The organism is Geodermatophilus sp. SYSU D01186, from assembly GCF_054050215.1.
Genome location: NZ_JBJGYW010000050.1, coordinates 1 through 22819, shown reverse-complemented (window position 1 = coordinate 22819; position 22819 = coordinate 1). Strand labels below are relative to the sequence as shown.

Genomic DNA, 22819 nt, shown 5'->3' with positions numbered 1-22819 from the left:
CACCCGAGTCGCCCAGCGGATCCTGGCGCTCACCGCCGCCATCTGGCACAACCGAGCCACCGCCCAGCCGATCACCCGGTCACTGATCGCCTACGACCACTGACCGGCTTCGGACTTACTCGTCTAGCCCCGGGCGGCCGCCCGGATCGCCGACAGGTACCGCGCGGTGGCCAGCCGCTGGACCACCGTGCTGACCGGGCCGCCGAGGCGGGCCAGCGGTGAGGCCAGCCGGGCGAACACCCGCAGGCTGAAGACGACGTCGCCGCCGGGCTCGCGCCGGACGAGGAAGGCCTCCTCCCCGCTCTCCGGGTGCCCGGGCAGGGTGCCGTAGGCGAAGCCGCGCTCGTCGCCGACCGTCTGCGCCCACACCACCCGGCAGGGGATGTCGTAGCCCAGGCGGGGCCGGCCGGCGGTGAGGACGACGACGGTGCCGGGCTCGGACGCCGGTCCGGTGGCCCGCACCCGCAGGCCCACGCCGCGCTGCGCCCGCCAGTCGAACACCGCCGCGACGGCCCGCTCGAACACCGCGTCGCCGCGGCCCACCACGACCGAGCGCTCGACGTGGTCGTAGCCGGCGGGCAGCGCGGCGTCCCGCGTGGCGCCCACGTCGGGATAGGTGAACGGCGCGGCGGCCAGGGCGGCGGGGTCGGTCGCGCGGAGGAGTGCCACGCCGTGCAGTCTCCCCGGCGGGACCGCCGGTAGGGTCGCGGCCACTGTGCTGCCCGCCGTCACCGCCACCCGCTACGTCACCCCGCTGCGCGAGGGTGGCTCGCTGCCGGGGCTCATGGAGGCCGACGACCTCGGCACCTACGTGGTCAAGTGGCGGGCCGCCGGGCAGGGCGTGAAGGTCCTCGTCGCCGAGGTCGTGTGCGGCGAGCTGGCCCGGGCGCTGTCGCTGCCGGTGCCCGCGCTGGTCACCGTCGACGTCGCACCCGAGCTGGCCGTCGGCGAGCCGGACCCCGAGGTGCAGGAGCTGCTGCAGCGCTCCGCCGGGCGCAACCTGGGGCTGGACTACCTGCCCGGCGCCCTGGACTTCGAGGCCGGGGTCGCGTCGGTGGAGCCGGAGCCGGCCGGCCGGGTGCTGTGGTTCGACGCCCTCATCGGCAACGTGGACCGGTCCTGGCGCAACCCGAACATGCTGTTCTGGCACGGCCGGCTGCAGCTGATCGACCACGGCGCGGCGCTGACCTTCCACCACCACTGGCCCGGTGCCGCCGCCGCGGTCGCCCGGCCCTACGACGCCGGCCAGCACGCGCTGGTCGACTGCTCGCCCGACGTGCGGGCCGCCGACGCCGCCCTCGGGCCGCGGGTGACCGCCGAGCTGCTCGCCGGCGTGCTGGCCCAGGTGCCCGACGAGTGGCTCGAGGGCCCCTCGCCCGCCGAGGCGCCGGACGCGGTCCGCGCCCGCTACGCCGACCAGCTGCTGTCCCGGCTGGCCGCGCGCGACGCCTGGCTGCCGCCGCTGCTGGCCACCGCGGCCGCCGGTGGCACCCGCCGCCGCCGGACGGTGGGGGAGAACCGCCCGTCGTGGTTGGGGCCGCCACCGCCCGAGGGGATCACCCAGCGATGAGCCGGGACACCTTCGAGTACGCCGTCCTGCGGGTGGTGCCGCGGGTGGAGCGGGGGGAGTCGCTGAACGCCGGCGTCCTCGTCTACTGCCGGCAGCGGGACTACCTCGGCTCGCGGGTGCACCTCGACGTCGAGCGGCTGCACGCGCTGGACCCGACCGCGGACGCCGACGCGATCCGCCGCGCCCTGCAGGTGGCCGCCGACGTGTGCGCGGCCGACCCGGTGGTGGGCGCCGCCGGCCGGGAGGCCCTGGGGGCGCGGTTCCGCTGGCTGACCGCGCCGCGCAGCACGGTGGTCCAGGCCGGGCCGGTGCACACCGGCCTCACCGCGGACCCTGACGCCGAGGCCGACCGGCTGCTGCGGCTGCTGGTGCTGCCCGTGGAGGGCTGACCCCGTACCGGACCGACGTGAACGGCGGGTGTCCTGCTCCTTCACGGAGTGCTCGCCCGGAGGCCACCGTGCGGACGTCCCGGCTCCATACCGTCCGGGGGTCGCCGCCCACAAGAGCCCGAGGACCCCGATGCCGGACACGTCCGACGCCCGCCGCCGTCTCTTCCTGCCGCTGCTGGACTCCGTCCGTCACGGCAGCCGCAGTCACGCCACCTGCCACTACAAGTGCGGCAACGCCTGTGACGCGGCGGTGCCCAACCAGACCGACAACCCGACGTTCGAGTCCGTCGTCCGGACCGCCATCAGCCGCCGGGACCTGCTCAAGGTGGCCGGGACGGGTGCCCTGGTCGTGGCGGCGGCCCCGCTGTTCCCCGAGCCGGCGGCGGCCGCGCCCGGCCGGCAGGGGACCCGGGGTGGCGGTGCCCTGACCTTCGAGCCGGTGCAGCAGAACCTCGAGGACGAGCTCGTCGTCCCGGCCGGCTACGGCTACGCCGTGGTCATGCGCTGGGGCGACCCGGTCGAGAAGGGCGCGCCTGACTTCGACGTCGACGCCCAGACGCCCGAGGCCCAGGCCCGGCAGTTCGGCTACAACTGCGACTACATCGGCTTCCTGCCGCTGGACGGCGACGACGGGAACCGGTTCCTGCTGGTCGTCAACCACGAGTACACCAACGAGCAGCTGATGTTCACCGGGGTCGCCAGTGAGTCCGCGCCGACCGACGAGGTGCAGAAGCGCATCGCGATGATGGCGCACGGGATCTCCGTGGTGGAGGTCGAGCGGCACGGGCGGACCGGCGAGTTCCGGCCGGTCCGCAACGGGGACCGCAACCGGCGGGTCACCGCGGTGACCCCGATGGAGCTCACCGGGCCCGCCGCCGGGTCGGAGTACCTGAGGACCTCGGCGGACCCCACCGGGCGGCGCGTCCTCGGCACGCTCAACAACTGCGCCGGGGGCATGACGCCGTGGGGCACGACGCTGCACGGCGAGGAGAACTTCAACCAGTACTTCGGCGCGGTCACCGCGGTGACCGAGAGCGCCGCCGAGCCGCGCCTGCGCCGCTACGGCATCACCCCCGACAAGCCCGCCGGCCGCCGCTGGGACCTCGTCGACCCCCGCTTCGACGTCAGCCGGGAGCCCAACGAGCCGAACCGCTTCGGCTGGGTGGTGGAGGTCGACCCCTACGACCCGGACTCCACGCCGAGGAAGCGCACCGCACTCGGCCGGTTCAAGCACGAGGGCGCCAACGTGCAGATCGCCGAGGACGGCCGCGTGGTCGCCTACTCCGGCGACGACGAGCGGTTCGACTACATCTACAAGTTCGTCTCGAGGAAGCGGTACCGCGCCGGTGACAGCCGGGCCGCCCGCGCCCACAACCTGACGCTGCTCGAGGACGGCGATCTCTACGTCGCCCGCTTCACCGGCGACTCCGGGGCGATCGACGGGAGCGGGAGCCTCCCGCCCGACGGCGGGTTCGACGGCACCGGCCGGTGGATCCCGCTGGTCCGGGACGGGCGGTCGATGGTCCCCGGCAAGGACGTCGCCTGGGTGCTCACCTTCACCCGGCTCGCCGCCGACCGGCTCGGCAAGGCACTGGACGCCAACGGCGACCTCGTCACCCCGGAGACCGTGGTCGACCCCGCCCAGGTGCCGACGAAGATGGACCGGCCCGAGGACGTCCAGGTCAACCCGGTCAACGGGCTGGTCTACGTGGCCCTGACCAACAACTCCAACCGCACGACGGCCGACGAGGCCAACCCGGTCGCGCGGTCGTTCGCCTTCGACGCCGCCAAGGGGACGTACGACGAGCAGCCGGGCAACCGCAACGGCCACGTCATCGAGTGGCAGGAGACGAACGGGATCGCGGGCGACACCTTCGCGTGGCGCGTCTTCCTCGTCGCCGGTGACCCCGGGAAGCCGGGGACGTACTTCGCCGGCTTCGACCCGTCCCGGGTCAGCGCGATCTCCTGCCCGGACAACCTGGAGTTCGACCCCGCCGGCAACCTGTGGATCTCCACCGACGGCACCGTGCTGTCGAGGGTGAACCAGGCCGACGGCACCGTCGGCGGCACCAACGACGGGCTCTTCGCCGTGCCGACCGCCGGGCGGGAGCGCGGGCACCTCAAGGCGTTCCTGACCGTGCCCCTCGGTGCCGAGTGCAGTGGCCCGCTGATCAGCCGGGACGCGAAGTCGGTGTTCGTGTCGGTCCAGCACCCCGGCGAGATCACCGGGTCGACGCTGGACACCCCGGCGAGCACGTGGCCGGACCGGTCGACGCGGCGGCCGTTCCCGCGGCCCAGCGTGGCCGTCGTCTACCGGCAGGACGGCGGCCGGGTCGGCAGCTGAGCCGGCCGGGCTGCGCCGAGCGCGGCGCGGGGACCACTCCCGACCAGTGGTCCCCGCGCCGTCTCTCGTCGGTCGGCGCGTGTAGAGCTGCCCCATGGAGATCGCCGCCGTGGCCGTGAGCGCCACCGACCTGTCCCGGGCCGTCGCCTTCTACCAGCTCCTGGGCTTCGCGTTCCAACGTCTCCGGGTTCGCGCTGCTGTACGGCTCCCCGGGCGAGGTGGACGACGTGGCCGCCCGGGTCGCCGGCGCCGGCCACCGGGTGGTCACCCCGCCGTGGGACGCGCCGTGGGGCCAGCGCTACGCGACGGTGGCCGACCCGGACGGGTACTCGGTGGACCTGTTCTGCCCGCTGCCGTGAGGTTCAGCCGGGGAACAGCGCGTCGACCCGCCGGGCCAGCTCGACGTCGAGCTCGGTCACCCCGCGCGCGGAGTGGGTGACCAGCGTCAGGTGCAGGGTGCGCCAGCGCAGGTCGACGTCGGGGTGGTGGTCCATCTCCTCGGCGACGAAGCCGATGCGCACGAGCGCGGCGACGGCGTCCGGGAACCCCGGGAGCTCGACGCTGCGGCGCAGCCCGTCGCCGTCCCCCGACCACAGCGGCAGTCCGGAGAGAGCGGCGGCGAGCTCGTCGGGGGACAGGCGCGGCGGTGGGGGCACGGCGCCCATCCTGCCGTGCTGGAACGGCCTCGTCCCAGGGGCCCGCGGCGGAGCGTGGCGTGGGGTGGACGAGGTGCTTCTACAGGTGCAGGCCGCACTCGGTCTTGCCGCGGCCGGCCCAGCGGCCGGCACGCGGGTCCTCGCCCGGGGCCACCGGGCGGGTGCACGGCGCGCAGCCGATCGAGGCGTACCCGATGTCCTGCAGGGGGTTGACCGGCACCTGGTGCTCGGCGATGTAGGCGTCGACGTCGTCCTGGGTCCAGGCGGCGAGCGGGTTGACCTTCACCATGCCGCGCTTGGCGTCCCAGTCGACGACCCTGGTGCCCGCACGGGTGGCCGCCTCGTCGCGGCGCACGCCCGAGCCCCACGCCGTGTAGCCGGCCAGCGCCTGCGCCAGCGGCTGCACCTTGCGCAGCGAGCAGCACAGGTCGGGGTCGCGCTGGTGCAGCTCGGGGCCGTACGCGGCGTCCTGCTCGGCGACCGTCTGCGGCGGCTGCACGTTCACCAGGGTGATCGGCAGGACGCCGCTGATCCAGTCGCGCGTGCCGATGGTCTCGGCGAAGTGGTACCCGGTGTCGAGGAACACCACGTGCACGCCCGGGACCGCCCGGCTCGCCAGGTGGGCCAGGAGCCCGTCGGCCATGGACGACGTGATCGCGAAGTCGTCGCCGAAGGTCTCGCCGGCCCACCGCAGCGCGGCGAGGGCCTGCTCGACGGGGTCGGCGATGCCCTCGAACCGGGCGTCGGCCTCCGCGGCGAGCTCGGGGGTGGCGGCGATCGCGGTCGTCATGGGTGGCGCACTCCAGTCCCGGTCAGCCGGACGGTGAAGGTCCGCAGGCACGCGGCGCAGTGCCACGAGGCGTCGTCCCCGTGCGGGGTCAGCTCCTCGTCCCCGCAGTACGGGCAGAAGAACACCGGCAGCTGCCGGGTCCTTCCCCCTGTCGGCTCCTCCTCCATGTCAGAGCAGCCAGGCTTCCTCGGCGCGGGCGACGTAGGCCGCGAAGCGCTCGCCCGGCTCGCGCCGCTCGAGGTAGCCGCGCAGCACCCGCTCGCAGTAGTCGGCGGTCTCGGCCTTGGTCACCTTGTGACCGCGGAACTTGCGGCCGAAGGCGGCCTCGGTGCCGAGGTGCCCGCCCAGGTGCACCTGGAAGCCCTCCACCATCTCGCCGGAGTCGTCGCGCACCATCGAGCCCTTGAAGCCGATGTCGGCGGTCTGGAAGCGGGCGCAGCTGTTCGGGCAGCCGTTGACGTTGATGCCGATCGGCTCGTCGAAGTCCGGCAGCCGCTTCTCCAGCTCCGCGTAGAGGTCCTGCGCGTGCTGCTTGGTCTCGACGATCGCGAGCTTGCAGAACTCCAGGCCGGTGCAGGCCATGGTGCCGCGGCGGAAGGCGCTCGGGCGCACCAGCAGGTCGTGCTCGGCCAGCGCGGAGACCAGGTCCTCGACCCGCTCGTCGGGGACGTCGAGGATGACCATCTTCTGCTGGGTGGTCGTCCGGGTCCGGCCCTGCCCGTACTCGTCGGCGAGGTCGGCGATCCGGGTCAGCAGGGTGCCGGTGATCCGGCCCGTGCGCAGGGCGAACCCGACGGCGTTGGCGCCGTCCTTCTGCCGGGCGACGCCGACGTGGTCGCGCTGCTCGTGCTTCGGCGGCGCGGCCGCCGGGCCGTCGGGCAGCGGCTGGTGGAGGTACTCCTCCTCGAGCACCTGCCGGAACTTCTCCGGGCCCCAGTCGGCCATCAGGAACTTGACGCGGGCGCGGTTGCGCTGCCGGCGGTAGCCGTAGTCGCGGAAGATCGAGGTGCAGGCCGCCCACACGTCGGTCACCTGGTCGGGGCGGACGAAGACGCCGACCCGCTGGGCGAACATCGGGTTGGTCGACAGCCCGCCGCCGACCCACAGGTCGAAGCCGGCCTCGCCGGCCTCGTTGCGCACGCCGACGAAGGAGACGTCGTCGATCTCCGGCTCGGTGCAGTGGTCGACGCACCCGGACATGGACGTCTTCCACTTGCGCGGCAGGTTGCTGAACTCGGGGCTGCCGACGTACTTGGCCACCGTCTGCGCCATCACGTCGCTGGCGTCGAGGACCTCGTCCTCGAGGACGCCGGCCAGCGGGCAGTTGAGCATGCCGCGCGGGGTGTCGCCGCAGGCCTCGGTCGTGGTGAGGCCGACCGCCTCGAGCCGCCGCCAGATCTCCGGCACGTCCTCGATGCGGATCCAGTGGTACTGGATGTTCTGCCGGTCGGTGACGTCGGCGACGTCGCGGCCGAACTCGGTGCTGATGCCGCCGATGGTCCGCAGCTGCGCGCTGGTCAGCGACCCGCCGTCGGTGCGCACCCGCATCATGAAGTAGGAGTCCTCGAGCTCCTCGGGCTCGAGGACGGCGGTCTTGCCGCCGGGGATGCCCTGGGCCCGCTGGGTGTAGAGGCCCATCCAGCGCATCCGGCCGCGCAGGTCGCCGGCGTCGATGCCGTCGAAGCCGGTCGCCGCGTAGATGTCGAGGATCCGCTGGCGGACGGTGAGGCCGTCGGCGTCCCGCTTCATCCGCTCGTTCGGGTTCAGCGGCTCCCGGTAGCCGAGCGCCCACTGGCCCTGGGCACGCTGGGGCCGGTTGCTGGTGCGGGCGGGGCCCGTTCCGGGGGAGGCAGTCACGAGGGCACTTCCTTCTGCGCCGTCCCGTCCGGCGCCGGGACCGGGGCGGGGAGGGCGCTGGCAGATCGGAGGGCGCAGCGGATGCTGCGCAGGGAACCGGGTGTCAGCGCGCGGGGCGACAGACCGCGCTGCTCACCAGCGCCAGATCGATGTGACGGCGCGCGACGAGGAGCAGTCCGCGTTCGGTCACGCCCCCCATGGTCCCACATCCAGGAGGAGTGGCGGAGTGTGACTCAGATTGCATCGCGTGGCCCCGTCCCGGGGCCCGCCCTGAGCTTGCGAAGGGTGGGGAGGACGGGGTCCTCACGCCATCGCCGCGCGGATGCGGGCGACGGACTCCTCCAGCGGGGTGACCGACGTGTCGATGACCAGCTCCGCCCGGGCGGGGGGCTCGTAGGGGTCGTCGATGCCGGTGAAGCCGGGGATCTGCCCGGCCCGCGCCCGTGCGTAGAGGCCCTTCACGTCGCGCCCCTCGCAGACCTCCAGCGGCGTGGACAGGTGCACCAGCACGAAGCGGCCCTGCTGCTCGACCAGCGCCCGGGCCTCCTCGCGGGCCTTCTCGTACGGCGCGATCGCGGCGACGACGACGGTGCCGCCGTGCTTGACCACCTCGCCGGCGACGAACCCGATGCGCCGGATGTTGAGGTCGCGGTCCTCGCGGGAGAAGGAGAGCTCGCTGGACAGGTGGGTGCGCACGACGTCGCCGTCCAGGACGGTCACCGGCCGCCCCTCGGCCTCGAGCGACGCGACGAGCGCGTCGGCGATCGTGGACTTCCCCGCGCCGGACAGCCCGGTCAGGAAGACGGTGACGCCCCGGCGGTGCGCAGCTGACATGCCGCCAGTCTCCCGCAGGCCCCGGTGGGGACGGCGACCCGGCCGGGAGCTACTCGCCGGGCGGCTCGCTGAAGGAGCGCCACGCCTCCTCCAGGGCGGTGAGCTCGGCGACCGGTCCGGGCAGCTTCCCCGCGACGACGTCGGCGAGGGTGACCTCCTCCAGCACCCGGCGGTAGGCCTCGCGGGCGGCCACCCAGACCGAGGCCAGGCACTGGGCGGCACCGGGGTACTCGACGTCCTCCGGGCGCTGGCCGTGGACCTCGGCGAGGAAACCCTGCTCCACCCGCATGACCCGCGCGACCGACACCTCCTCGGGGGGCAGGGCCAGCCGGTAGCCGCCCTCGCGGCCGCGCTGGCTGGTGACCAGCCGGGCGTGCTGGAGGTCGCCGAGGATGGACTGCAGGAAGCGGGACGGGATGTTCTGGGCCGTCGCGATGCGGTCGCAGGTGAGGGCGTCGGGGGCAGCCGCGGCCAGCTCGACGGCGGCTCGGACGGCGTAGTCGACCCGGGCGGTGATGCGCACAGTGTTCCCTTCTGCCGAGTTCTGCAGGGTTCCCTACTGCCGAGTCCTGCAGGGCCATCCTGCCGTGGTCTGGGAAGGTGGGCCGGTGTCACAGCTGCGTTTCACCACTGTGGTGGAGGCGCCGCTGACCGTGGCGTTCGACGTCGCCCGCTCCCTGGGCCGCCCCTGGCCGGTGCCGCTGGAGGAGGTCGTCTCCGTCCGCCCGGTCCGCGACGTGTACGCCGTCGGCCGCGGCCCGGGCTGGCGCTGGCTCACCCACTCGCGGCGGTTCTCGGCCACCGGCGCCGGCACGCTGGTCGACGAGCAGGTCGACTGGGCCACCTCGCTGCCGGGTCCGCTCGGCCGTCTCCTCGACCGCGTCCTGCGCCGGCGGGTGCTGCGCGCGATGCAGGCGCACCTCGACGCCTACGCCGCCGCGGCCGCCCGGCGGGCCCTCGACGTCGTCCAGGTGGTGGGCGCCGCGCTGGTCGACGGCGACCGCGTGCTCGTGGCGCAGCGCTCGGGCGGTCCGTACGACGGGTGCTGGGAGTTCCCCGGCGGCAAGGTGGAGCCGGGGGAGGACGACCTGGCGGCGCTCGTGCGCGAGATCCGCGAGGAGCTCGGCGCGGTCGTCGTCCCTCAGGCGTTCCTCGGTGAGGTGGTGCTCGACGGTGTCGTCGCCGGTGGCCTGCCCGGCGCCTCGACGCTGCGGGTGTGGTGGGCCCGGATCGCCGACGGCGGCGAGCTGACCGCACACGAGCACGCCGAGCTGCGCTGGCTCACGGCCGACGAGCTGGAGGCCCTGGAGTGGATCCCGGCCGACCGGCCCCTGCTGCCCGCCGTCCGGGCGTTGCTCGCCCGCCTCTGACCGCCCCACGACGCGACGCGGACGCCGACCCGGGGTCCGGGGCGGCGTCCGCGCGGTGTGCTGAGGGGTTACTTGAAGACGTCCTTGACCTTCTCGCCGGCCTGCTTGAGGTTGCCGGAGGCCTGGTCGGCCCGACCCTCGGCCTTCAGGTCGGGGTCGTTGGTGGCGTCGCCGACGGCTTCCTTGCCCCTGCCGGACAGCTCCTCGGCCTTGTTCTTCATCTTGTCCACGCCGCTCATACCGGACTCCTCTCGTCGGTCCCGGAAGCCCGTACCCGCACCGGGCGGAATCCACACCCGCGCAGGGGGACGGCGGAAGTCCTGCGGCACAGCGGGACCGGCGCCGGAACTCCTGCGGAGGCACGGGGCTGACGTCGACTGCAAGCGTGATTCCGCCCTGTGAGATCCTGAGCCGAGGTCACAAGTAGGTGTCGGTCGTGGACGCTCTTCGCGGGGCCCGCCTAGGGTCGCCCGACGTACCGGCCACACTCCGGTACCTGTCCGCGCGTCCCCCAGCTGCCCCGCTGATCGCGTCGGCGACCTGGGAGAACCAGTCCATTCCCCCCGCACCGCGGGACGAGGGAGGCATTGCACGTGAAGTTGAGCAAGCGCTCTGCTGCGCTCATCGCGACCGGCCTGTCCGGCGCGATGCTGCTGTCCGCCTGCGGCGGTGGCGGCGACGACGAAGGCAGCTCGGGCTCGAGCGCCGACGGCGGCAGCTTCAGCATCTACATCGGTGAGCCGGAGAACCCGCTGATGCCGGGGAACACCAACGAGACCGAGGGCGGCCAGGTCCTCGACTCGCTGTTCACCGGTCTGGTGCAGTACGACCCCGAGACGAACGAGGCCGCCTTCACCGGTGTCGCCGAGTCCATCGAGTCCGACGACCAGACCACCTGGACCGTCAAGCTCAACGACGGCTGGACCTTCCACGACGGCTCGCCGGTCAACGCGCAGTCCTTCGTCGACGCGTGGAACTACACCGCGTACAGCCCGAACGCGCAGGGCAACTCGTACTTCTTCGCCAACATCGTGGGCTACGACGAGCTGCAGGCCCCCGAGACCGGCGGCGACCCCGCGGCCACCGAGATGAGCGGCCTGCGCGTCGTCGACGACCTGACCTTCGAGGTCCAGCTCGCCGCGCCGTACGCCCAGTGGCCGACCACCGTCGGCTACACCGCCTTCTTCCCGCTGCCCCCGTCGTTCTTCGACGACCCCGAGGCCTTCGGCGAGCAGCCGGTCGGCAACGGCCCGTTCCAGGCCGAGGAGCCCTTCGTCCCCGGCCAGGGCATCACCCTGACCCGCTACGACGACTTCGCCGGCGACGAGCCGGCCAAGGCCGAGTCCGTCGAGTACCGGGTCTACGTCGAGCAGGACACCGCCTACACCGACCTGCAGGGCGGCTCGCTCGACATCATGGACACCCTCCCGCCGGACGCCATCGCGTCGGCCGAGTCGGAGTTCGGGGACCGCTACATCGAGACCGCGCAGGGTGACATCACCTCGCTGGGCTTCCCGACCTACGACCAGCGCTTCGCCGACCCGAACGTGCGCAAGGCCTTCTCGATGGCGATCGACCGTCAGGCGATCAGCGACGCCATCTTCAACGGCACCCGCACCCCGGCGACGTCCTTCATCAGCCCGGTCGTCCCCGGCTACCGCGAGGGCGCCTGCGAGGCCTGTGAGCTCAACGTCGACGAGGCCAACAGCCTGCTCGACGCCGCCGGCTTCGACCGCACCCAGCCGGTGGACCTCTGGTTCAACGCCGGTGCCGGCCACGACGCCTGGATGGAGGCCGTCGGCAACCAGCTGCGCGAGAACCTGGGCGTCGAGTACCAGCTGCGCGGCGACCTGCCCCAGGCGGAGTTCCTGCCGCTGAAGGACGAGCAGGGGATGACCGGGCCGTTCCGCGACGCGTGGATCATGGACTACCCGGTCGCCGAGAACTTCCTCGGCCCGCTGTACTCCTCCGCCGCGCTGCCGCCGGCCGGCTCGAACTACACCTTCTACAGCAACCCGCAGTTCGACCAGCTGCTGCAGCAGGGCAACGCGGCCGCGTCGGACGACGAGGCCGTGGCCGCCTACCAGGCGGCGGAGGACGTCCTCATCGCCGACCTCCCCTCGGCCCCGCTGTTCTACCGGCTGAACCAGGGTGCGCACTCGGAGAACGTCGACAACGTGGTCATCGACGCCTTCGGCCGCATCGACGCCGCCGCCGTCGAGGTCGTCTCCTGACGACCCCCTAGCAGGACCCGCACCACCCGCCGGGGGCGCCGTCCGATCCTGGACGGTCGCCCCCGGCGGCGCGCGTGCCCCGCGTACCGGGCACGATGGAACCGGCGCCGGACGCACCTGTGTCCGGCGCACACACCCGAGGGGGAACATGGGCCGCTACGTCGCGCGCCGACTGTTGCTCACCATCCCGGTCCTGATCGGGGCCTCGTTCCTGATCTTCGCGATGGTCTACGCCCTCCCGGGCGACCCGATCCGGGCCCTCGGTGGGGACCGCCCGCTGGCTCCGGCCGTCGTCGCCCAGCTGCGGGACGAGTACAACCTGGACGACCCCCTGGTCATCCAGTACGCCAAGTACGTCGGTGACCTGCTGCAGGGCGACTTCGGCACCGACTTCCGCGGCCGCGAGGTGCTCGACACGATCGAGCAGCGGCTGCCGGTCACCATCCAGCTGGCCATCGTCGCGATCCTGTTCGAGGCCGTCATCGGCATCATCGCCGGCGTGCTCGCCGGCATCCGGCGCAACGGGTTCCTGGACAACGTCGTGCTGGTCTCCAGCACGATCGTCGTGTCCGTCCCGATCCTCGTGCTCGCCTTCGTCGCCCAGTTCACCTTCGGTCTGCAACTGGGCTGGTTCCCGATCTCCGGCATCGGGGAGGGCTGGTACAGCTTCCTGCTGCCGGGCCTGGTGCTCGCCGCCGGCTCGCTGGCCTACGTGGCCCGGCTGACCCGGACGAGCGTCGCGGAGAACATGCGCGCCGACTACGTGCGGACGGCGAAGGCCAAGGGTCTGCCCCGGCGGACGGTGATCGTCCGGCACACCCTGCGCAACAGTCTGATCCCGGTCGTGACCTTCATCGGCGCCGACATCGGCACGCTGATGGGCGGGGCGATCGTCACCGAGTCGGTGTTCAACCTGCCCGGGATCGGCCGCGCCATCTTCGACGCCGTCCGCGCCCAGGAGGGTGCCGTCGTCGTCGGCATCGTCACGCTGATGGTGTTCTTCTTCATCTTCTTCAACCTGGTCGTCGACGTGCTCTACGCCGTCCTCGACCCGAGGATCCGCTATGACTGACCAGCAGCAGGCCGACCTGCGCCACGACGAGGTGGAGGCCGGCACCACCACCGGCCTGGCCAGCCCGTCGATCGACGCCACCGACGCCCGGCAGAACAGTCTGTGGAGCGACGCCTGGAAGGACCTCAAGCGCAATCCGCTGTTCTGGATCGGCGCCCTGCTGATGCTGCTCTTCCTGGCGATGGCGCTGCTGCCGCAGGTGTTCGCGCGCGGGGCGGACCCGCGGGCGTGCAACCTGTCCAACAGCCAGCAGAAGCCGTCGGCCGACCACTGGTTCGGCTTCGACCAGCAGGGCTGTGACTACCTGGCCAACGTCGTCTACGGCGCCCGCAACTCGCTGATCATCGGCGTGCTCGCGGTCGTCGTCGTGCTGGTGCTGGGCGTCGTCGTCGGGGCGATCTCGGGGTTCTACGGCGGCCTCACCGACAGCCTGCTGTCCCGGATCACCGACATCTTCTACGCGCTGCCACTGGTGCTCGGCGCCCTCGTCGTCCTCCGGACCGGCGTCCTCGGCCGGGGAGTGACCGCCGTGGCCATCGCGCTGGCGCTGTTCGGGTGGATGACGGCGATGCGGCTGGTGCGCTCGCAGGTGATCGCCGTGAAGAGCTCGGACTACGTCGCGGCGGCCCGCGCGATGGGGGCGTCCAACGGGCGCATCCTGGTGCGGCACATCCTGCCCAACGCGATCGCGCCGGTGCTGGTCTACACGACGATCACCATCGGCGTGCTCATCGCCGCGGAGGCGACGCTGACCTTCCTGGGGGTCGGCCTGCAGCGTCCGGCCATCTCCTGGGGGCTGCAGATCGAGGCCGGTCAGTCGCTGCTGCGGACCGCGCCGCACCTGGTGCTGTTCCCCAGCATCGTCCTGACCCTGACCGTGATGGCGTTCATCATGATGGGCGACGCCCTGCGCGACGCCCTCGACCCGAGGCAGCGCGCATGACCCGACCCGACCTCTCCCCGCCCACCGCCGCAGCACCGGGCACCGGCGACACCGTCCTCGAGGTCGACGACCTGCACGTCGAGTTCCGCACGCGCTCCGGCGTGGTCAACGCGGTCAACGGCGTCAGCTACCGCCTCGCGGAGGGGGAGACGCTCGCGATCCTCGGTGAGTCCGGCTCCGGCAAGTCGGTGTCCGCCCAGGCGATCATGGGCATCCTCGACAGCCCGCCCGCGGTGATCACCGGTGGCGGCATCTGGTTCGAGGGCCGCGACCTGCTCCAGCAGTCGGAGGAGGAGCAGCGCAAGGTCCGCGGCCCGGGGATCTCGATGATCTTCCAGGACGCGCTGTCGTCACTGAACCCCGTGTACAGCGTCGGGTACCAGATCGGCGAGATGTTCCGCGCCCACCGCGGGATGTCCAAGAAGGACGCGAAGAAGCGCGCGGTCGAGCTGATGGACCGCGTGCGCATCCCGGCGGCGGCCTCGCGGGTCGACGACTACCCGCACCAGTTCTCCGGCGGCATGCGCCAGCGCGTGATGATCGCGATGGCGATCGCCCTGGACCCCAAGGTCCTCATCGCCGACGAGCCGACCACCGCCCTCGACGTCACCGTCCAGGCCCAGGTCATGGACCTGCTCAAGGACCTGCAGCGCGACACCGGGATGGGCCTGATCCTCATCACCCACGACCTCGGTGTGGTCAACGAGGTCGCCGACAACGTCGCGGTCATGTACGCCGGGCGGATCGTCGAGCGGGGCACCGTGGACGACGTCTTCTCCAACCCGGCGCACCCCTACACCGACGGCCTGATGAGCTCGGTGCCGCAGGTGGAGGCCAAGGGCGGCCGGCTGCTGCCGATCGCCGGCCAGCCGCCGAACCTCGCCGCCATCCCCAGCGGCTGCCCGTTCCACCCGCGCTGCTCCCGGCGCCGGCTGGGCGCCGCCGCGGCGCCGGGCCGGGAGTGCGCCACCGACGTGCCACCGCTGCGCCTGGTCGTCCCGGGCCGCGAGGCGGCGTGCCACTACAGCGAGGAGGTCCTCGGTGTCTGAGTCCACGGCGGCCAACGGCTCCCGGCGCGGTGCCCTCGGCGAGACGCTGCTGGAGGTCCGCGACCTGCAGAAGCACTTCCCGCTGACGCAGGGCATCGTCTTCAAGCGGACCATCGGCCACGTCCGCGCCGTCGACGGCGTGAACCTGACCATGCGCCGCGGGGAGACCGTGGGCCTGGTCGGCGAGTCCGGTTGCGGCAAGTCGACGGTGTCCAAGCTGCTGGTCGCCCTCGAGCGGCCCACCGCGGGCTCGATCCTCTACCAGGGCCGGGACGTCGCGAAGATGGGCGGCCGGGCGCTCAAGGAGTACCGCCGCGAGGTCCAGATCATCTTCCAGGACCCGTACGCGTCGCTGAACCCGCGCATGACCGTCGGTGACATCGTCGCCGAGGGCTGGGCCGTGCACGCCGACGTCGCCCCGAAGCGGGGCCGGCTCCAGCGCACCCAGGAGCTGCTGGACCGCGTCGGCCTCAACCCCGACTACGTCAACCGCTACCCGCACCAGTTCTCCGGCGGCCAGCGGCAGCGCATCGGCATCGCCCGGGCCCTGGCCCTGCGGCCGGAGATCATCGTCTGCGACGAGCCGGTGTCGGCCCTCGACGTCTCCGTGCAGGCCCAGGTGGTCAACCTGCTCGAGGACCTGCAGGACGAGTTCGGCCTGTCCTACCTGTTCATCGCCCACGACCTGTCGGTGGTGCGCCACATCTCCGACCGGGTCGCGGTGATGTACCTCGGCAGCATCGTCGAGGAGGGCACCGACGAGCAGGTCTACACCGCGCCGTCGCACCCCTACACCCAGGCGCTGCTGTCCTCGGTGCCGCTGCACGAGCCGCACCTGCGCGGCCAGAAGGACCGGATCCTGCTGCAGGGCGACGTCCCCAGCCCCGCGGACCCGCCCTCGGGCTGCCGCTTCCGCACCCGCTGCTGGAAGGCCCAGGACATCTGCGCGCAGGAGGCCCCGGCGCTGGTCGACCGCGGCCAGGGTCACCCGTCGGCCTGCCACTTCGCCGAGGCCCGCGAGGTCGTCCCCGTCGACGTCGAGTAGGCCTCCGCGGCGTTCCGTGCGCCCCTGCGGCGTTGCACCACCGCAGGGGCGCACGGAACACCGCGAGAGGCGGGACGGCGGGACCGGGGAGAATGCCCTCCCGTGACCGCAGACCGCCGCATGCTCCTGGTGCACGCCCACCCCGACGACGAGACGATCAACAACGGCGCCACCATGGCCCGCTATGCCGCGGAGGGTGTCGACGTCACCCTGCTCACCTGCACGCTGGGTGAGGAGGGCGAGGTGCTCGTGCCGGAGCTGGAGCTGCTGGCCGCCGACCACGCCGACCAGCTGGGCGGCTACCGCATCGGTGAGCTGGGTGCGGCCATGGACGCCCTCGGGGTCACCGACTGGCGCTTCCTGGGCGGGCCGGGGCGCTACCGCGACTCCGGGATGATCGGCACCGCGGCCAACGACAAGCCCCGGGCCTTCTGGAACGCCGACCTCGACGAGGCGGTCGCGCACGCGGTCGCCGTCGTCCGCGAGGTCCGGCCGCAGGTCCTCGTCACCTACGACGAGAACGGCGGGTACGGCCACCCCGACCACATCCAGGCCCACCGGGTCGCCATGGGTGCGGTGGAGCGCGCCGCCGACCCCGCCTACCGTCCCGACCTCGGCGAGGCCTGGGACGTCGCCAAGGTCTACTGGTGCTGCATGCCGCGGTCGGTGCTGCGCGAGGGCATCGAGGCGATGCGGGCGCTGGGCGAGGCGTCCCCGTTCGACTCGCTCGGAGAGCTCGACGAGATCCCCTTCGCCGTCGACGACGACGTGGTCACCGCCGCGGTCGACGGCCGGTCGCACGCCGGCCGCAAGGACGCCGCGATGCGCGCGCACGCCACCCAGATCACCGTCGACGGCCCGTTCTTCGCGCTGTCGAACAACCTGGGCCAGGAGGTGCTGGGCGTCGAGTACTACCGCCTGGTGCGCGGGGAGCGCGGGCCGGCCGGGGAGGCACCCCACGGGTGGGAGGACGACCTGTTCGCCGGTCTGCCCGGATGAGCCGCAGCCCCTGGGCGCGTGCCGGGGCGGGGGTGCTGGTGGTCGCAGCGGCGGCGGAGCTCGCCCTGGTCGAGGTCTTCTGGCTGCCGCTGCGGGTGTTCGGCGTCCTCCTGCCGGTGTCGGTCGTGGCGGCGGTGGCCGGCAACCTGCTGCTGGTCCCGCTGGCCCACCGGCTCACCGGGTCGCGGGTCGTCGCGGCACTGCCGGCCCTGGTGTGGCTGACCGTCGCGGTGGCGGGCAGCGTCCGCCGTCCCGAGGGCGACCTGCTGGTCACCGGTGGCGGGGCGGCCGGCCTGGTGAACCTGGCGTTCCTGCTCTGCGGCGTGGTCGCCGCCGCGTTCGCCGTCGGCCGGGTGATGGCGGCGCCGTCGCTCAGGCCGCGGCGGAGCGGTAGTGGTACCGGTGGTGCTCGATGAAGCCCGCCCGGCGGTAGAGGGCACGGGCGGGGGCGTTGGACGACGTGACCTGCAGGTAGACCCAGCGGGCGCCGCGGTCGGCGGCCCACCGCTGCAGCGCAGCCATGACCGCGGTGGCCAGACCTCGCCGGCGGTGCTGCTCGGCGACGGTCACCGCGGAGACGCCCAGCCAGCCGTCGGTGACCACCCCGCGCGCGACGGCGGCCAGCGGGGCCGGTGAGGGGGCCAGCCGCACGGACGCGAACACGACGTCCTCGGCGTTGGTCAGCACCGCGCCGGCGGTGGGGGGCAGCGGCCGGCCGCGGTGCCGGTAGCCGGCCAGCCAGGCGTCGTCCGGGGTGGGGGAGAGGTCGACCGGCACCCCGGCGTCCCCGGGGGCCGTCAGGGGCGCGGTGAGCACCAGGACGTCCTCGTCGCGCTCCCACCCGGCCGCGGCGAGGGCGGCGTCGGCGGCCCGGGCCTGACGGCCGGGCAGCTGGGCGCAGGGGCGCAGTCCGCGCTCGCGGTACCAGCCGGCGACGGCGTCGACGGCGTCCGGCAGGGGCAGGCCCGGGTCGCCCGCGACGAGCACCGAGTTCGCCCGGCCGGTGAAGCCGCCACCGGCGCGCAGCACCCAGTCGCCCAGCGCCGCCTCCTCCGTGCCGCGCCAGCCGCGGGCGGCGACGCGTTCGAGGCCGACGACGTCCAGGGGTGAGCGGCTCTGTCCCATGCGGCGATCCTGGGACCGCGACCCGGTCTCCTCCTCCCGGGTTCCCCGACGGCCACCCGTCGCGCCCGCGGCGGGCACCAGGCGCCATACTGAGCAGCGATACAACGGCCTGGCCCGCGAGCCAGAGCCCTGCTGCGCATCCCCGGGAGGGATCCACCGTGACCTACGTCATCACCCAGGCCTGCGTCGACGTCCTCGACAAGGCGTGCATCGACGAGTGCCCGGTGGACTGCATCTACGAGGGCGACCGCATGCTCTACATCCACCCCGACGAGTGCGTGGACTGCGGGGCGTGCGAGCCGGTCTGCCCGGTGGAGGCCATCTACTACGAGGACGACGTCCCGGACAAGTGGAAGGACTTCTACAACGCCAACGTGGAGTTCTTCTCCGACCTGGGCAGCCCGGGTGGTGCCGCCAAGACCGGCAAGATCGGCAGGGACCACCCGCTGGTGGCCGCCCTGCCGCCGCAGGCGGAAGGGCACTGACGGCCCTGCCCCCAGGGGGCGTCGCCCCCGGGACGGCGGCCGGCCAGCTGCCCGACTTCCCCTGGGACTCCCTCGTCGCGGCGCGGGCGAAGGCCGCCCGGCACGCCGGCGGCGTCGTCGACCTGTCCATCGGGACCCCGGTCGACGACACCCCTGAGGTGCTGGCCACCGCGCTCGCCGGCGCCGGCAACGCGCCCGGCTACCCGACCGCTCTGGGTACCGCCGAGGTGCGGACGGCGGCGGCCGAGTGGCTGCGGCGACGGCTCGGCGTCCACCTGGCCGACCCGCTGGGCGCCGACCCCTCGGTGATCCCCACGATCGGCTCCAAGGAGCTGGTCGCGCTGCTGCCCACGATGCTGGGCCTGCGCGGCGGCGGCACGGTGCTGGTGCCCGAGGTCGCCTACCCCACGTACGAGGTCGGCGCGGTCCTGGCCGGGCTGGCGGTGCGGCGCACCGACACCCCACCGGCCGACGCGACCGGCGTCGTCCTGGCCTGGCTGAACTCACCGGGCAACCCGCACGGGCGGGTCCTGACCGACGACCAGCTGCGGGCGTGGGTGGAGTGGGGCCGGACGCACGGCATCCCCGTCGTCGCCGACGAGTGCTACGTGACCCTCGGCTGGGACGTCGAGCCGCGCTCGATCCTGCACCCGGAGGTGGCCGGCCCCGACCACACCGGCCTGCTCGCCGTGCACTCCCTGTCCAAGCAGTCGACGGCCGCCGGCTACCGCGCCGGGCTGCTGTCGGGCGACCCGGCGCTCGTCCGCACCGTGTGGGAGGTGCGCCGCCACCTCGGCCTGCTGGTGCCCACGCCGGTGCAGGTCGCCATGGCCGCCGGCCTCGCCGACGACACCCACGTCGACGCCCAGCACGAGCGCTACCGGGCCCGCCGCGAGCAGCTGGCCGGCGCGGTCCGCCGCGCCGGGGCGCGCATCGACCACTCCGAGGCCGGGCTGTACCTGTGGGTCACCCGCGACGAGGACTGCTGGACGACGATCGACTGGCTGGCCGGCCTCGGCATCGTCGCCGCCCCGGGCTCGTTCTACGGCCCGGCCGGTGCGCGGCACGTCCGCATGGCGCTGACCGCCACCGACGAGCGGATCGCCACCGCCGTCGAGCGTCTGGCGGGCTGAGCCCCGCGGCATGCCGCCGGTCGCCGTCCCCGCGGCCCTGGTCGCGGCGATGCGCGACCTCCACGGCGACGCGGGGCGGGCCTGGTGCGCCGCCCTGCCCGCGGCGGTCGAGCGGGCCGCGACCCGCTGGGGTCTCGAGGTCGGGCCGCCGTACCCGGCCTCGTACCACTGGGTGGCGCCGGCGGTGCGCGCCGACGGAGCCGCCGTCGTCCTCAAGCTGGGCCTGACCGGGGGGCTCGCTCAGGAGGCGGCGACGCTGGCTGCCTGGCGCGGGCAGGGGGCGGTCGACCTGCTCGCGGCCGCGACCGACGACGGCGGCACGACGGCGCTGCTGCTGCGCGCCGCGCGCCCGGGCACCGACCTGTGCGCGCTGCCCGACGAGCAGGCGTTCCCGGTGCTGGCCGCGGTGGCCCGGCGGCTGCACGGGTCCGGCGCCGCGCGGCCGGACGGCGTCCCCGACAGCCGCCGCCGCGTCGCCCTCCTCCGCGCCGGCTCGCCGCTGCTGCCGGCCGAGTTCACCGCCCGTGCGGCCGCGGCGCTGGAACGGCTGCTCGACAGCGCCGCGGCCCCGGTCCTCTGCCACGGCGACCTGCACGCGGCCAACGTGCTCCGCGACGCCGGCGGCTGGGTGGCCATCGACCCGCACGGCGTGTGGGGTGAGCCCGCGCTCGACGCCGGGACGGCGCTGCTGAACCCGCCGCGGGCCTGGGCCACCGTCCCCGGGCTCCGGGAGCTGCTGGACCGCCGCGTGGCGCTGCTCGCCGACGGCCTCGGGGTGCCGGCGGCCCGGGCGCGGGCCTGGGGGTTCGTCAGCGCCGCGGTCGGGGCGGTGTGGACGGCGCAGGACCACGGCCGGCGCGACGACGACGTCCTCGCGCTGGCCGACGTGCTGGGAGGTCGGGCCTGACGAGGCCGTGCACTGATCAGCCGCAGGGCAGGGAGTCGACGTCGAGGGCGGCGGTGAGCTCGACGGCCATGGCCTCGTGCTTCTGGTAGGCCTCCGGGAAGCCGCTGCGCTGCACGATCTGCGCGGCGTCGGTCAGCCGGCGACTGTCCCACCCGGGCACCTGGACCAGCCCGTCGTAGAACTTGCCGGCGGCGTAGACCGGGTCCTGCACCTGCGCCGGCGTGCCCCACCCCTGGGACGGTCGCTGCTGGAACAGGCCGAGCGAGTCACGGTCGCCGTAGTCGAGGTTGCGCAGCCCCGACTCCTGCATGGCGGTGGCCAGCGCGATGACGACGGCGCGCTGGGGCAGGCCGCGGTCGCGGCCGACCTGGGCGATCGTCCGGGCGTTGGCCACCTGCTCCTCGGTGAGCCGCGTCCCGGTCGCCGGCAGGCTGCACTCCGCTGTGGCGATCGGGGTGCCCTCGTCCCGGGCGTTCACCGTGAGCACCACGAGGACCACGACAGCGACCACCGCGGCGAGCCACGCCCAGGACGCGGCCGCCTGCCGCCGTCCCTGGCGGGCGGTCGAGGGGCGGCGCGTCGGGCGCCGTCGCGGCGTGGGACGGCCGCGGCCCGGACGCCGGGCCGCGGCCGTCCGGCGGACCGGGCGGGTTCTGGTCGCACTCCGTCCGCTGGGCATCGCGACCGACTGTAGGTGGGATCCCGGTGCGGACGGCGCTGCCCCGATGAGGTGTCGGTCGCTAGCGTGAGCGCGCCGCCCACCTGCGAGGAGACCCGATGAGCGACGTCCTGCTGCCCGGCATCACCGCGACGCGCGTGGACACGCCGCGCCTGACGCAGAACGTGCTGCACCCCGAGGGCCTCGATCCCGCCGGTCCCGGCGAGGCGGTGCTGTTCGTGCACGGCAACGTCAGCTCGTCGCTGTTCTGGCAGCAACCGCTGCTGGCCCTCGCCGAGACCGGGCGGGTGCGGCCGCTGGCGGTGGACCTGCGCGGCTACGGCGACACCGACCCCGCGCCGATCGACGCCCGGCGCGGCGTCCGGGACTGGGCCGACGACGTCGCCGCCCTGGTGGAGACCCTCGGTCTCGAGCGGGTGCACCTGGTCGGCTGGAGCATGGGGGCCGGGGTGGTGCTGCAGTACCTGCTCGACCACCCGGTGCGGGTCGCCTCCGTCGTCCTCGTCGCGCCCGTCTCCCCGTACGGCTTCGGCGGCACGGCCGGCGCGGAGGGGCGGCGGCTGTCCGACGACGGCGCCGGGGCGGGTGCGGGCGCGGCGAACCCGGCCTTCGTCGCGGCGCTGGCCGCGGGCGACACGTCGGCCGAGGAGCCGACCAGCCCGCGGTCGATCCTGCGCTCGTTCTACGTGGCCCCCGGCTCGCTGCCGCTGGACCCCCAGCTCGAGGACGTCTTCGTCGCGGCGATGCTGAGCACGCGCACCGGCGAGGACCACTACCCGGGCGACGGCGCGACGTCCGCCACCTGGCCGGGCGTGGCCCCGGGGGCGCGGGGGGTGCTCAACACGATGGCGCCGACGGTGTTCGACCTGAGCGGGGTCGTCGACGTGCGCCGGAAGCCGCCGGTCCTGTGGATCCGGGGCGATGCCGACGCCATCGTCTCCGACGCCTCGATGTTCGACCTCGCGCAGCTCGGGGCCCTGGGCGCGGTGCCGGGCTGGCCGGGACACGAGGTCTGCCCGCCGCAGCCGATGGTCACCCAGACCCGCGCCGTCCTGGACCGGTACGCGGCCAGCGGTGGCGCCTACCGCGAGGTCGTGCTGCCCGGCGTCGGGCACTCGCCGCACGTCGAGCGGCCGCAGGAGTTCGTGGTCGCGCTGCTCGAGCACCTGGACCACCCGGCCGCGGCGCCGTCCAACACCCCGGAGACGCCGGGGCCCGGCGACCTGAGCTGAGCCGCGGGGGGGGGGGGGGGGGGGCCCCCCGCCCCCCCCCCCCCCCCCCCCCCCCCCCCCCCCCCCCCCCCCCCCCCCCCCCCCCCCCCCCCCCCCCCCCCCCCCC

Annotated in this window: 25 protein-coding genes and 2 pseudogenes; 17 read left to right on the top strand and 10 right to left on the bottom strand. The window is 74.0% G+C overall.

The genetic code is table 11. From position 1 onward, the window contains the following. A pseudogene (locus ACI784_RS23705) lies at window positions 1–103 on the top strand (IS982 family transposase); the annotation flags it as partial. A gap of 20 nt (window positions 104–123) precedes the next feature. On the opposite strand, the gene ACI784_RS23700 reads toward ACI784_RS23705, so the two are convergent. Then, on the bottom strand, window positions 124–669 hold the full coding sequence (locus ACI784_RS23700; protein WP_456921797.1) for a DUF1990 family protein: 546 nt from the start codon (window positions 667–669) through the stop codon (window positions 124–126). Window positions 670–715: 46 nt separating this feature from the next. Here ACI784_RS23700 and ACI784_RS23695 point away from each other — a divergent pair, with 46 nt between their 5' ends. From ACI784_RS23695 to ACI784_RS23680, 4 genes and pseudogenes are all read left to right on the top strand, one after another. After that, a complete protein-coding gene (locus tag ACI784_RS23695) occupies window positions 716–1570 on the top strand; it encodes a HipA family kinase (RefSeq protein ID WP_457015156.1) in 855 nt (284 codons plus the stop codon). Beyond that, window positions 1567–1959: a DUF3037 domain-containing protein gene (locus ACI784_RS23690; protein WP_456921799.1), complete on the top strand. Its 393-nt coding sequence runs from the start codon at window positions 1567–1569 to the stop codon at window positions 1957–1959. Before ACI784_RS23695 ends, ACI784_RS23690 begins: the two co-directional genes overlap by 4 nt. A gap of 130 nt (window positions 1960–2089) precedes the next feature. Continuing rightward, complete coding sequence (locus ACI784_RS23685; protein ID WP_457015155.1) at window positions 2090–4303, top strand: PhoX family protein; 2214 nt, start codon at window positions 2090–2092, stop codon at window positions 4301–4303. A gap of 146 nt (window positions 4304–4449) precedes the next feature. After that, a pseudogene (locus tag ACI784_RS23680) lies at window positions 4450–4662 on the top strand (VOC family protein); the annotation flags it as partial. Between the two features lie 3 nt (window positions 4663–4665). Here ACI784_RS23680 and ACI784_RS23675 read toward each other — a convergent pair. The 6 genes from ACI784_RS23675 to ACI784_RS23650 form a co-directional block, all read right to left on the bottom strand. After that, complete coding sequence (locus ACI784_RS23675; protein WP_457015154.1) at window positions 4666–4968, bottom strand: 4a-hydroxytetrahydrobiopterin dehydratase; 303 nt, start codon at window positions 4966–4968, stop codon at window positions 4666–4668. 70 nt (window positions 4969–5038) lie between these two features. Next, window positions 5039–5749: a phosphoadenylyl-sulfate reductase gene (locus ACI784_RS23670; protein WP_457015153.1), complete on the bottom strand. Its 711-nt coding sequence runs from the start codon at window positions 5747–5749 to the stop codon at window positions 5039–5041. Further along, complete coding sequence (locus tag ACI784_RS23665; RefSeq protein ID WP_457015152.1) at window positions 5746–5916, bottom strand: hypothetical protein; 171 nt, start codon at window positions 5914–5916, stop codon at window positions 5746–5748. Before ACI784_RS23665 ends, ACI784_RS23670 begins: the two co-directional genes overlap by 4 nt. Before the next feature lies 1 nt (window position 5917). Continuing rightward, window positions 5918–7606, bottom strand: a complete 1689-nt coding sequence (locus tag ACI784_RS23660) for a nitrite/sulfite reductase (protein WP_456921805.1) — start codon at window positions 7604–7606, stop codon at window positions 5918–5920. 303 nt (window positions 7607–7909) lie between these two features. After that, the gene (gene cysC, locus ACI784_RS23655; protein WP_457015151.1) at window positions 7910–8440 is read right to left on the bottom strand and encodes an adenylyl-sulfate kinase; all 531 of its coding nucleotides are present in this window, start codon (window positions 8438–8440) and stop codon (window positions 7910–7912) included. A gap of 49 nt (window positions 8441–8489) precedes the next feature. Then, a complete protein-coding gene (locus ACI784_RS23650) occupies window positions 8490–8963 on the bottom strand; it encodes an RrF2 family transcriptional regulator (protein ID WP_456921807.1) in 474 nt (157 codons plus the stop codon). Window positions 8964–9048: 85 nt separating this feature from the next. Here ACI784_RS23650 and ACI784_RS23645 point away from each other — a divergent pair, with 85 nt between their 5' ends. Then, entirely contained in the window at window positions 9049–9810 is a 762-nt protein-coding gene (locus ACI784_RS23645) for a (deoxy)nucleoside triphosphate pyrophosphohydrolase (RefSeq protein WP_457015150.1), read from the top strand. 68 nt (window positions 9811–9878) lie between these two features. Here the strand turns inward: ACI784_RS23645 and ACI784_RS23640 are convergent, their stop codons facing one another. Beyond that, complete coding sequence (locus tag ACI784_RS23640) at window positions 9879–10049, bottom strand: CsbD family protein (protein WP_456921809.1); 171 nt, start codon at window positions 10047–10049, stop codon at window positions 9879–9881. Between the two features lie 354 nt (window positions 10050–10403). Here ACI784_RS23640 and ACI784_RS23635 point away from each other — a divergent pair, with 354 nt between their 5' ends. The 7 genes from ACI784_RS23635 to ACI784_RS23605 all read left to right on the top strand — a co-directional run bounded on the left by ACI784_RS23635 (window position 10404) and on the right by ACI784_RS23605 (window position 17568). After that, entirely contained in the window at window positions 10404–12044 is a 1641-nt protein-coding gene (locus ACI784_RS23635; protein WP_456921810.1) for a peptide ABC transporter substrate-binding protein, read from the top strand. Between the two features lie 148 nt (window positions 12045–12192). Further along, complete coding sequence (locus ACI784_RS23630) at window positions 12193–13116, top strand: ABC transporter permease (RefSeq protein ID WP_456921811.1); 924 nt, start codon at window positions 12193–12195, stop codon at window positions 13114–13116. Beyond that, the gene (locus ACI784_RS23625) at window positions 13109–14059 is read left to right on the top strand and encodes an ABC transporter permease (RefSeq protein ID WP_456921812.1); all 951 of its coding nucleotides are present in this window, start codon (window positions 13109–13111) and stop codon (window positions 14057–14059) included. The genes ACI784_RS23630 and ACI784_RS23625 overlap by 8 nt, the downstream gene beginning before the upstream one ends. After that, window positions 14056–15108 (top strand): ABC transporter ATP-binding protein, encoded by a 1053-nt coding sequence (locus ACI784_RS23620; protein WP_456921813.1) that lies wholly within the window; start codon window positions 14056–14058, stop codon window positions 15106–15108. Before ACI784_RS23625 ends, ACI784_RS23620 begins: the two co-directional genes overlap by 4 nt. Then, window positions 15101–16153 (top strand): ABC transporter ATP-binding protein, encoded by a 1053-nt coding sequence (locus ACI784_RS23615; protein ID WP_457015149.1) that lies wholly within the window; start codon window positions 15101–15103, stop codon window positions 16151–16153. Before ACI784_RS23620 ends, ACI784_RS23615 begins: the two co-directional genes overlap by 8 nt. Window positions 16154–16255: 102 nt before the next feature. Continuing rightward, window positions 16256–17152, top strand: coding sequence for an N-acetyl-1-D-myo-inositol-2-amino-2-deoxy-alpha-D-glucopyranoside deacetylase (gene mshB / locus ACI784_RS23610; protein ID WP_456921815.1), 897 nt, complete (start codon window positions 16256–16258; stop codon window positions 17150–17152). Continuing rightward, a complete protein-coding gene (locus ACI784_RS23605; protein ID WP_457015148.1) occupies window positions 17149–17568 on the top strand; it encodes a hypothetical protein in 420 nt (139 codons plus the stop codon). Before mshB ends, ACI784_RS23605 begins: the two co-directional genes overlap by 4 nt. On the opposite strand, the gene ACI784_RS23600 is transcribed toward ACI784_RS23605, so the two are convergent. Then, complete coding sequence (locus ACI784_RS23600; protein ID WP_457015147.1) at window positions 17525–18277, bottom strand: GNAT family N-acetyltransferase; 753 nt, start codon at window positions 18275–18277, stop codon at window positions 17525–17527. The two genes, ACI784_RS23605 and ACI784_RS23600, sit on opposite strands and share 44 nt — an antisense overlap. Window positions 18278–18435: 158 nt before the next feature. On the opposite strand from ACI784_RS23600, the gene fdxA reads away from it, so the two are divergent. From fdxA to ACI784_RS23585, 3 genes are read left to right on the top strand one after another with little or no spacing between them, the layout of a single operon-like run. After that, the gene (gene fdxA, locus ACI784_RS23595) at window positions 18436–18762 is read left to right on the top strand and encodes a ferredoxin (protein ID WP_091325867.1); all 327 of its coding nucleotides are present in this window, start codon (window positions 18436–18438) and stop codon (window positions 18760–18762) included. Continuing rightward, window positions 18759–19895: a succinyldiaminopimelate transaminase gene (dapC, locus tag ACI784_RS23590; protein WP_457015157.1), complete on the top strand. Its 1137-nt coding sequence runs from the start codon at window positions 18759–18761 to the stop codon at window positions 19893–19895. Before fdxA ends, dapC begins: the two co-directional genes overlap by 4 nt. A 10-nt stretch (window positions 19896–19905) precedes the next feature. Next, complete coding sequence (locus ACI784_RS23585) at window positions 19906–20802, top strand: aminoglycoside phosphotransferase family protein (protein ID WP_457015146.1); 897 nt, start codon at window positions 19906–19908, stop codon at window positions 20800–20802. A gap of 16 nt (window positions 20803–20818) precedes the next feature. On the opposite strand, the gene ACI784_RS23580 is transcribed toward ACI784_RS23585, so the two are convergent. Then, window positions 20819–21313, bottom strand: coding sequence for a hypothetical protein (locus ACI784_RS23580; protein ID WP_457015145.1), 495 nt, complete (start codon window positions 21311–21313; stop codon window positions 20819–20821). A 266-nt stretch (window positions 21314–21579) separates the two neighbouring features. Between ACI784_RS23580 and ACI784_RS23575 the strand changes: the two genes are divergently transcribed. Next, window positions 21580–22713, top strand: coding sequence for an alpha/beta fold hydrolase (locus ACI784_RS23575; RefSeq protein WP_456921820.1), 1134 nt, complete (start codon window positions 21580–21582; stop codon window positions 22711–22713). Window positions 22714–22819 lie beyond the last annotated feature (106 nt).

Coding starts and splice junctions, on each gene's coding strand:
- ACI784_RS23690 (WP_456921799.1), top strand. CDS start 1,567: ATGAGCCGGGACACCTTCGAGTACGCCGTCCTGCGGGTGGTGCCGCGG.
- ACI784_RS23685 (WP_457015155.1), top strand. CDS start 2,090: ATGCCGGACACGTCCGACGCCCGCCGCCGTCTCTTCCTGCCGCTGCTG.
- ACI784_RS23675 (WP_457015154.1), bottom strand. CDS start 4,968: ATGGGCGCCGTGCCCCCACCGCCGCGCCTGTCCCCCGACGAGCTCGCC.
- ACI784_RS23670 (WP_457015153.1), bottom strand. CDS start 5,749: ATGACGACCGCGATCGCCGCCACCCCCGAGCTCGCCGCGGAGGCCGAC.
- ACI784_RS23665 (WP_457015152.1), bottom strand. CDS start 5,916: ATGGAGGAGGAGCCGACAGGGGGAAGGACCCGGCAGCTGCCGGTGTTC.
- cysC (WP_457015151.1), bottom strand. CDS start 8,440: ATGTCAGCTGCGCACCGCCGGGGCGTCACCGTCTTCCTGACCGGGCTG.
- ACI784_RS23640 (WP_456921809.1), bottom strand. CDS start 10,049: ATGAGCGGCGTGGACAAGATGAAGAACAAGGCCGAGGAGCTGTCCGGC.
- ACI784_RS23630 (WP_456921811.1), top strand. CDS start 12,193: ATGGGCCGCTACGTCGCGCGCCGACTGTTGCTCACCATCCCGGTCCTG.
- ACI784_RS23625 (WP_456921812.1), top strand. CDS start 13,109: ATGACTGACCAGCAGCAGGCCGACCTGCGCCACGACGAGGTGGAGGCC.
- ACI784_RS23620 (WP_456921813.1), top strand. CDS start 14,056: ATGACCCGACCCGACCTCTCCCCGCCCACCGCCGCAGCACCGGGCACC.
- ACI784_RS23605 (WP_457015148.1), top strand. CDS start 17,149: ATGAGCCGCAGCCCCTGGGCGCGTGCCGGGGCGGGGGTGCTGGTGGTC.
- ACI784_RS23600 (WP_457015147.1), bottom strand. CDS start 18,277: ATGGGACAGAGCCGCTCACCCCTGGACGTCGTCGGCCTCGAACGCGTC.
- ACI784_RS23585 (WP_457015146.1), top strand. CDS start 19,906: ATGCCGCCGGTCGCCGTCCCCGCGGCCCTGGTCGCGGCGATGCGCGAC.
- ACI784_RS23575 (WP_456921820.1), top strand. CDS start 21,580: ATGAGCGACGTCCTGCTGCCCGGCATCACCGCGACGCGCGTGGACACG.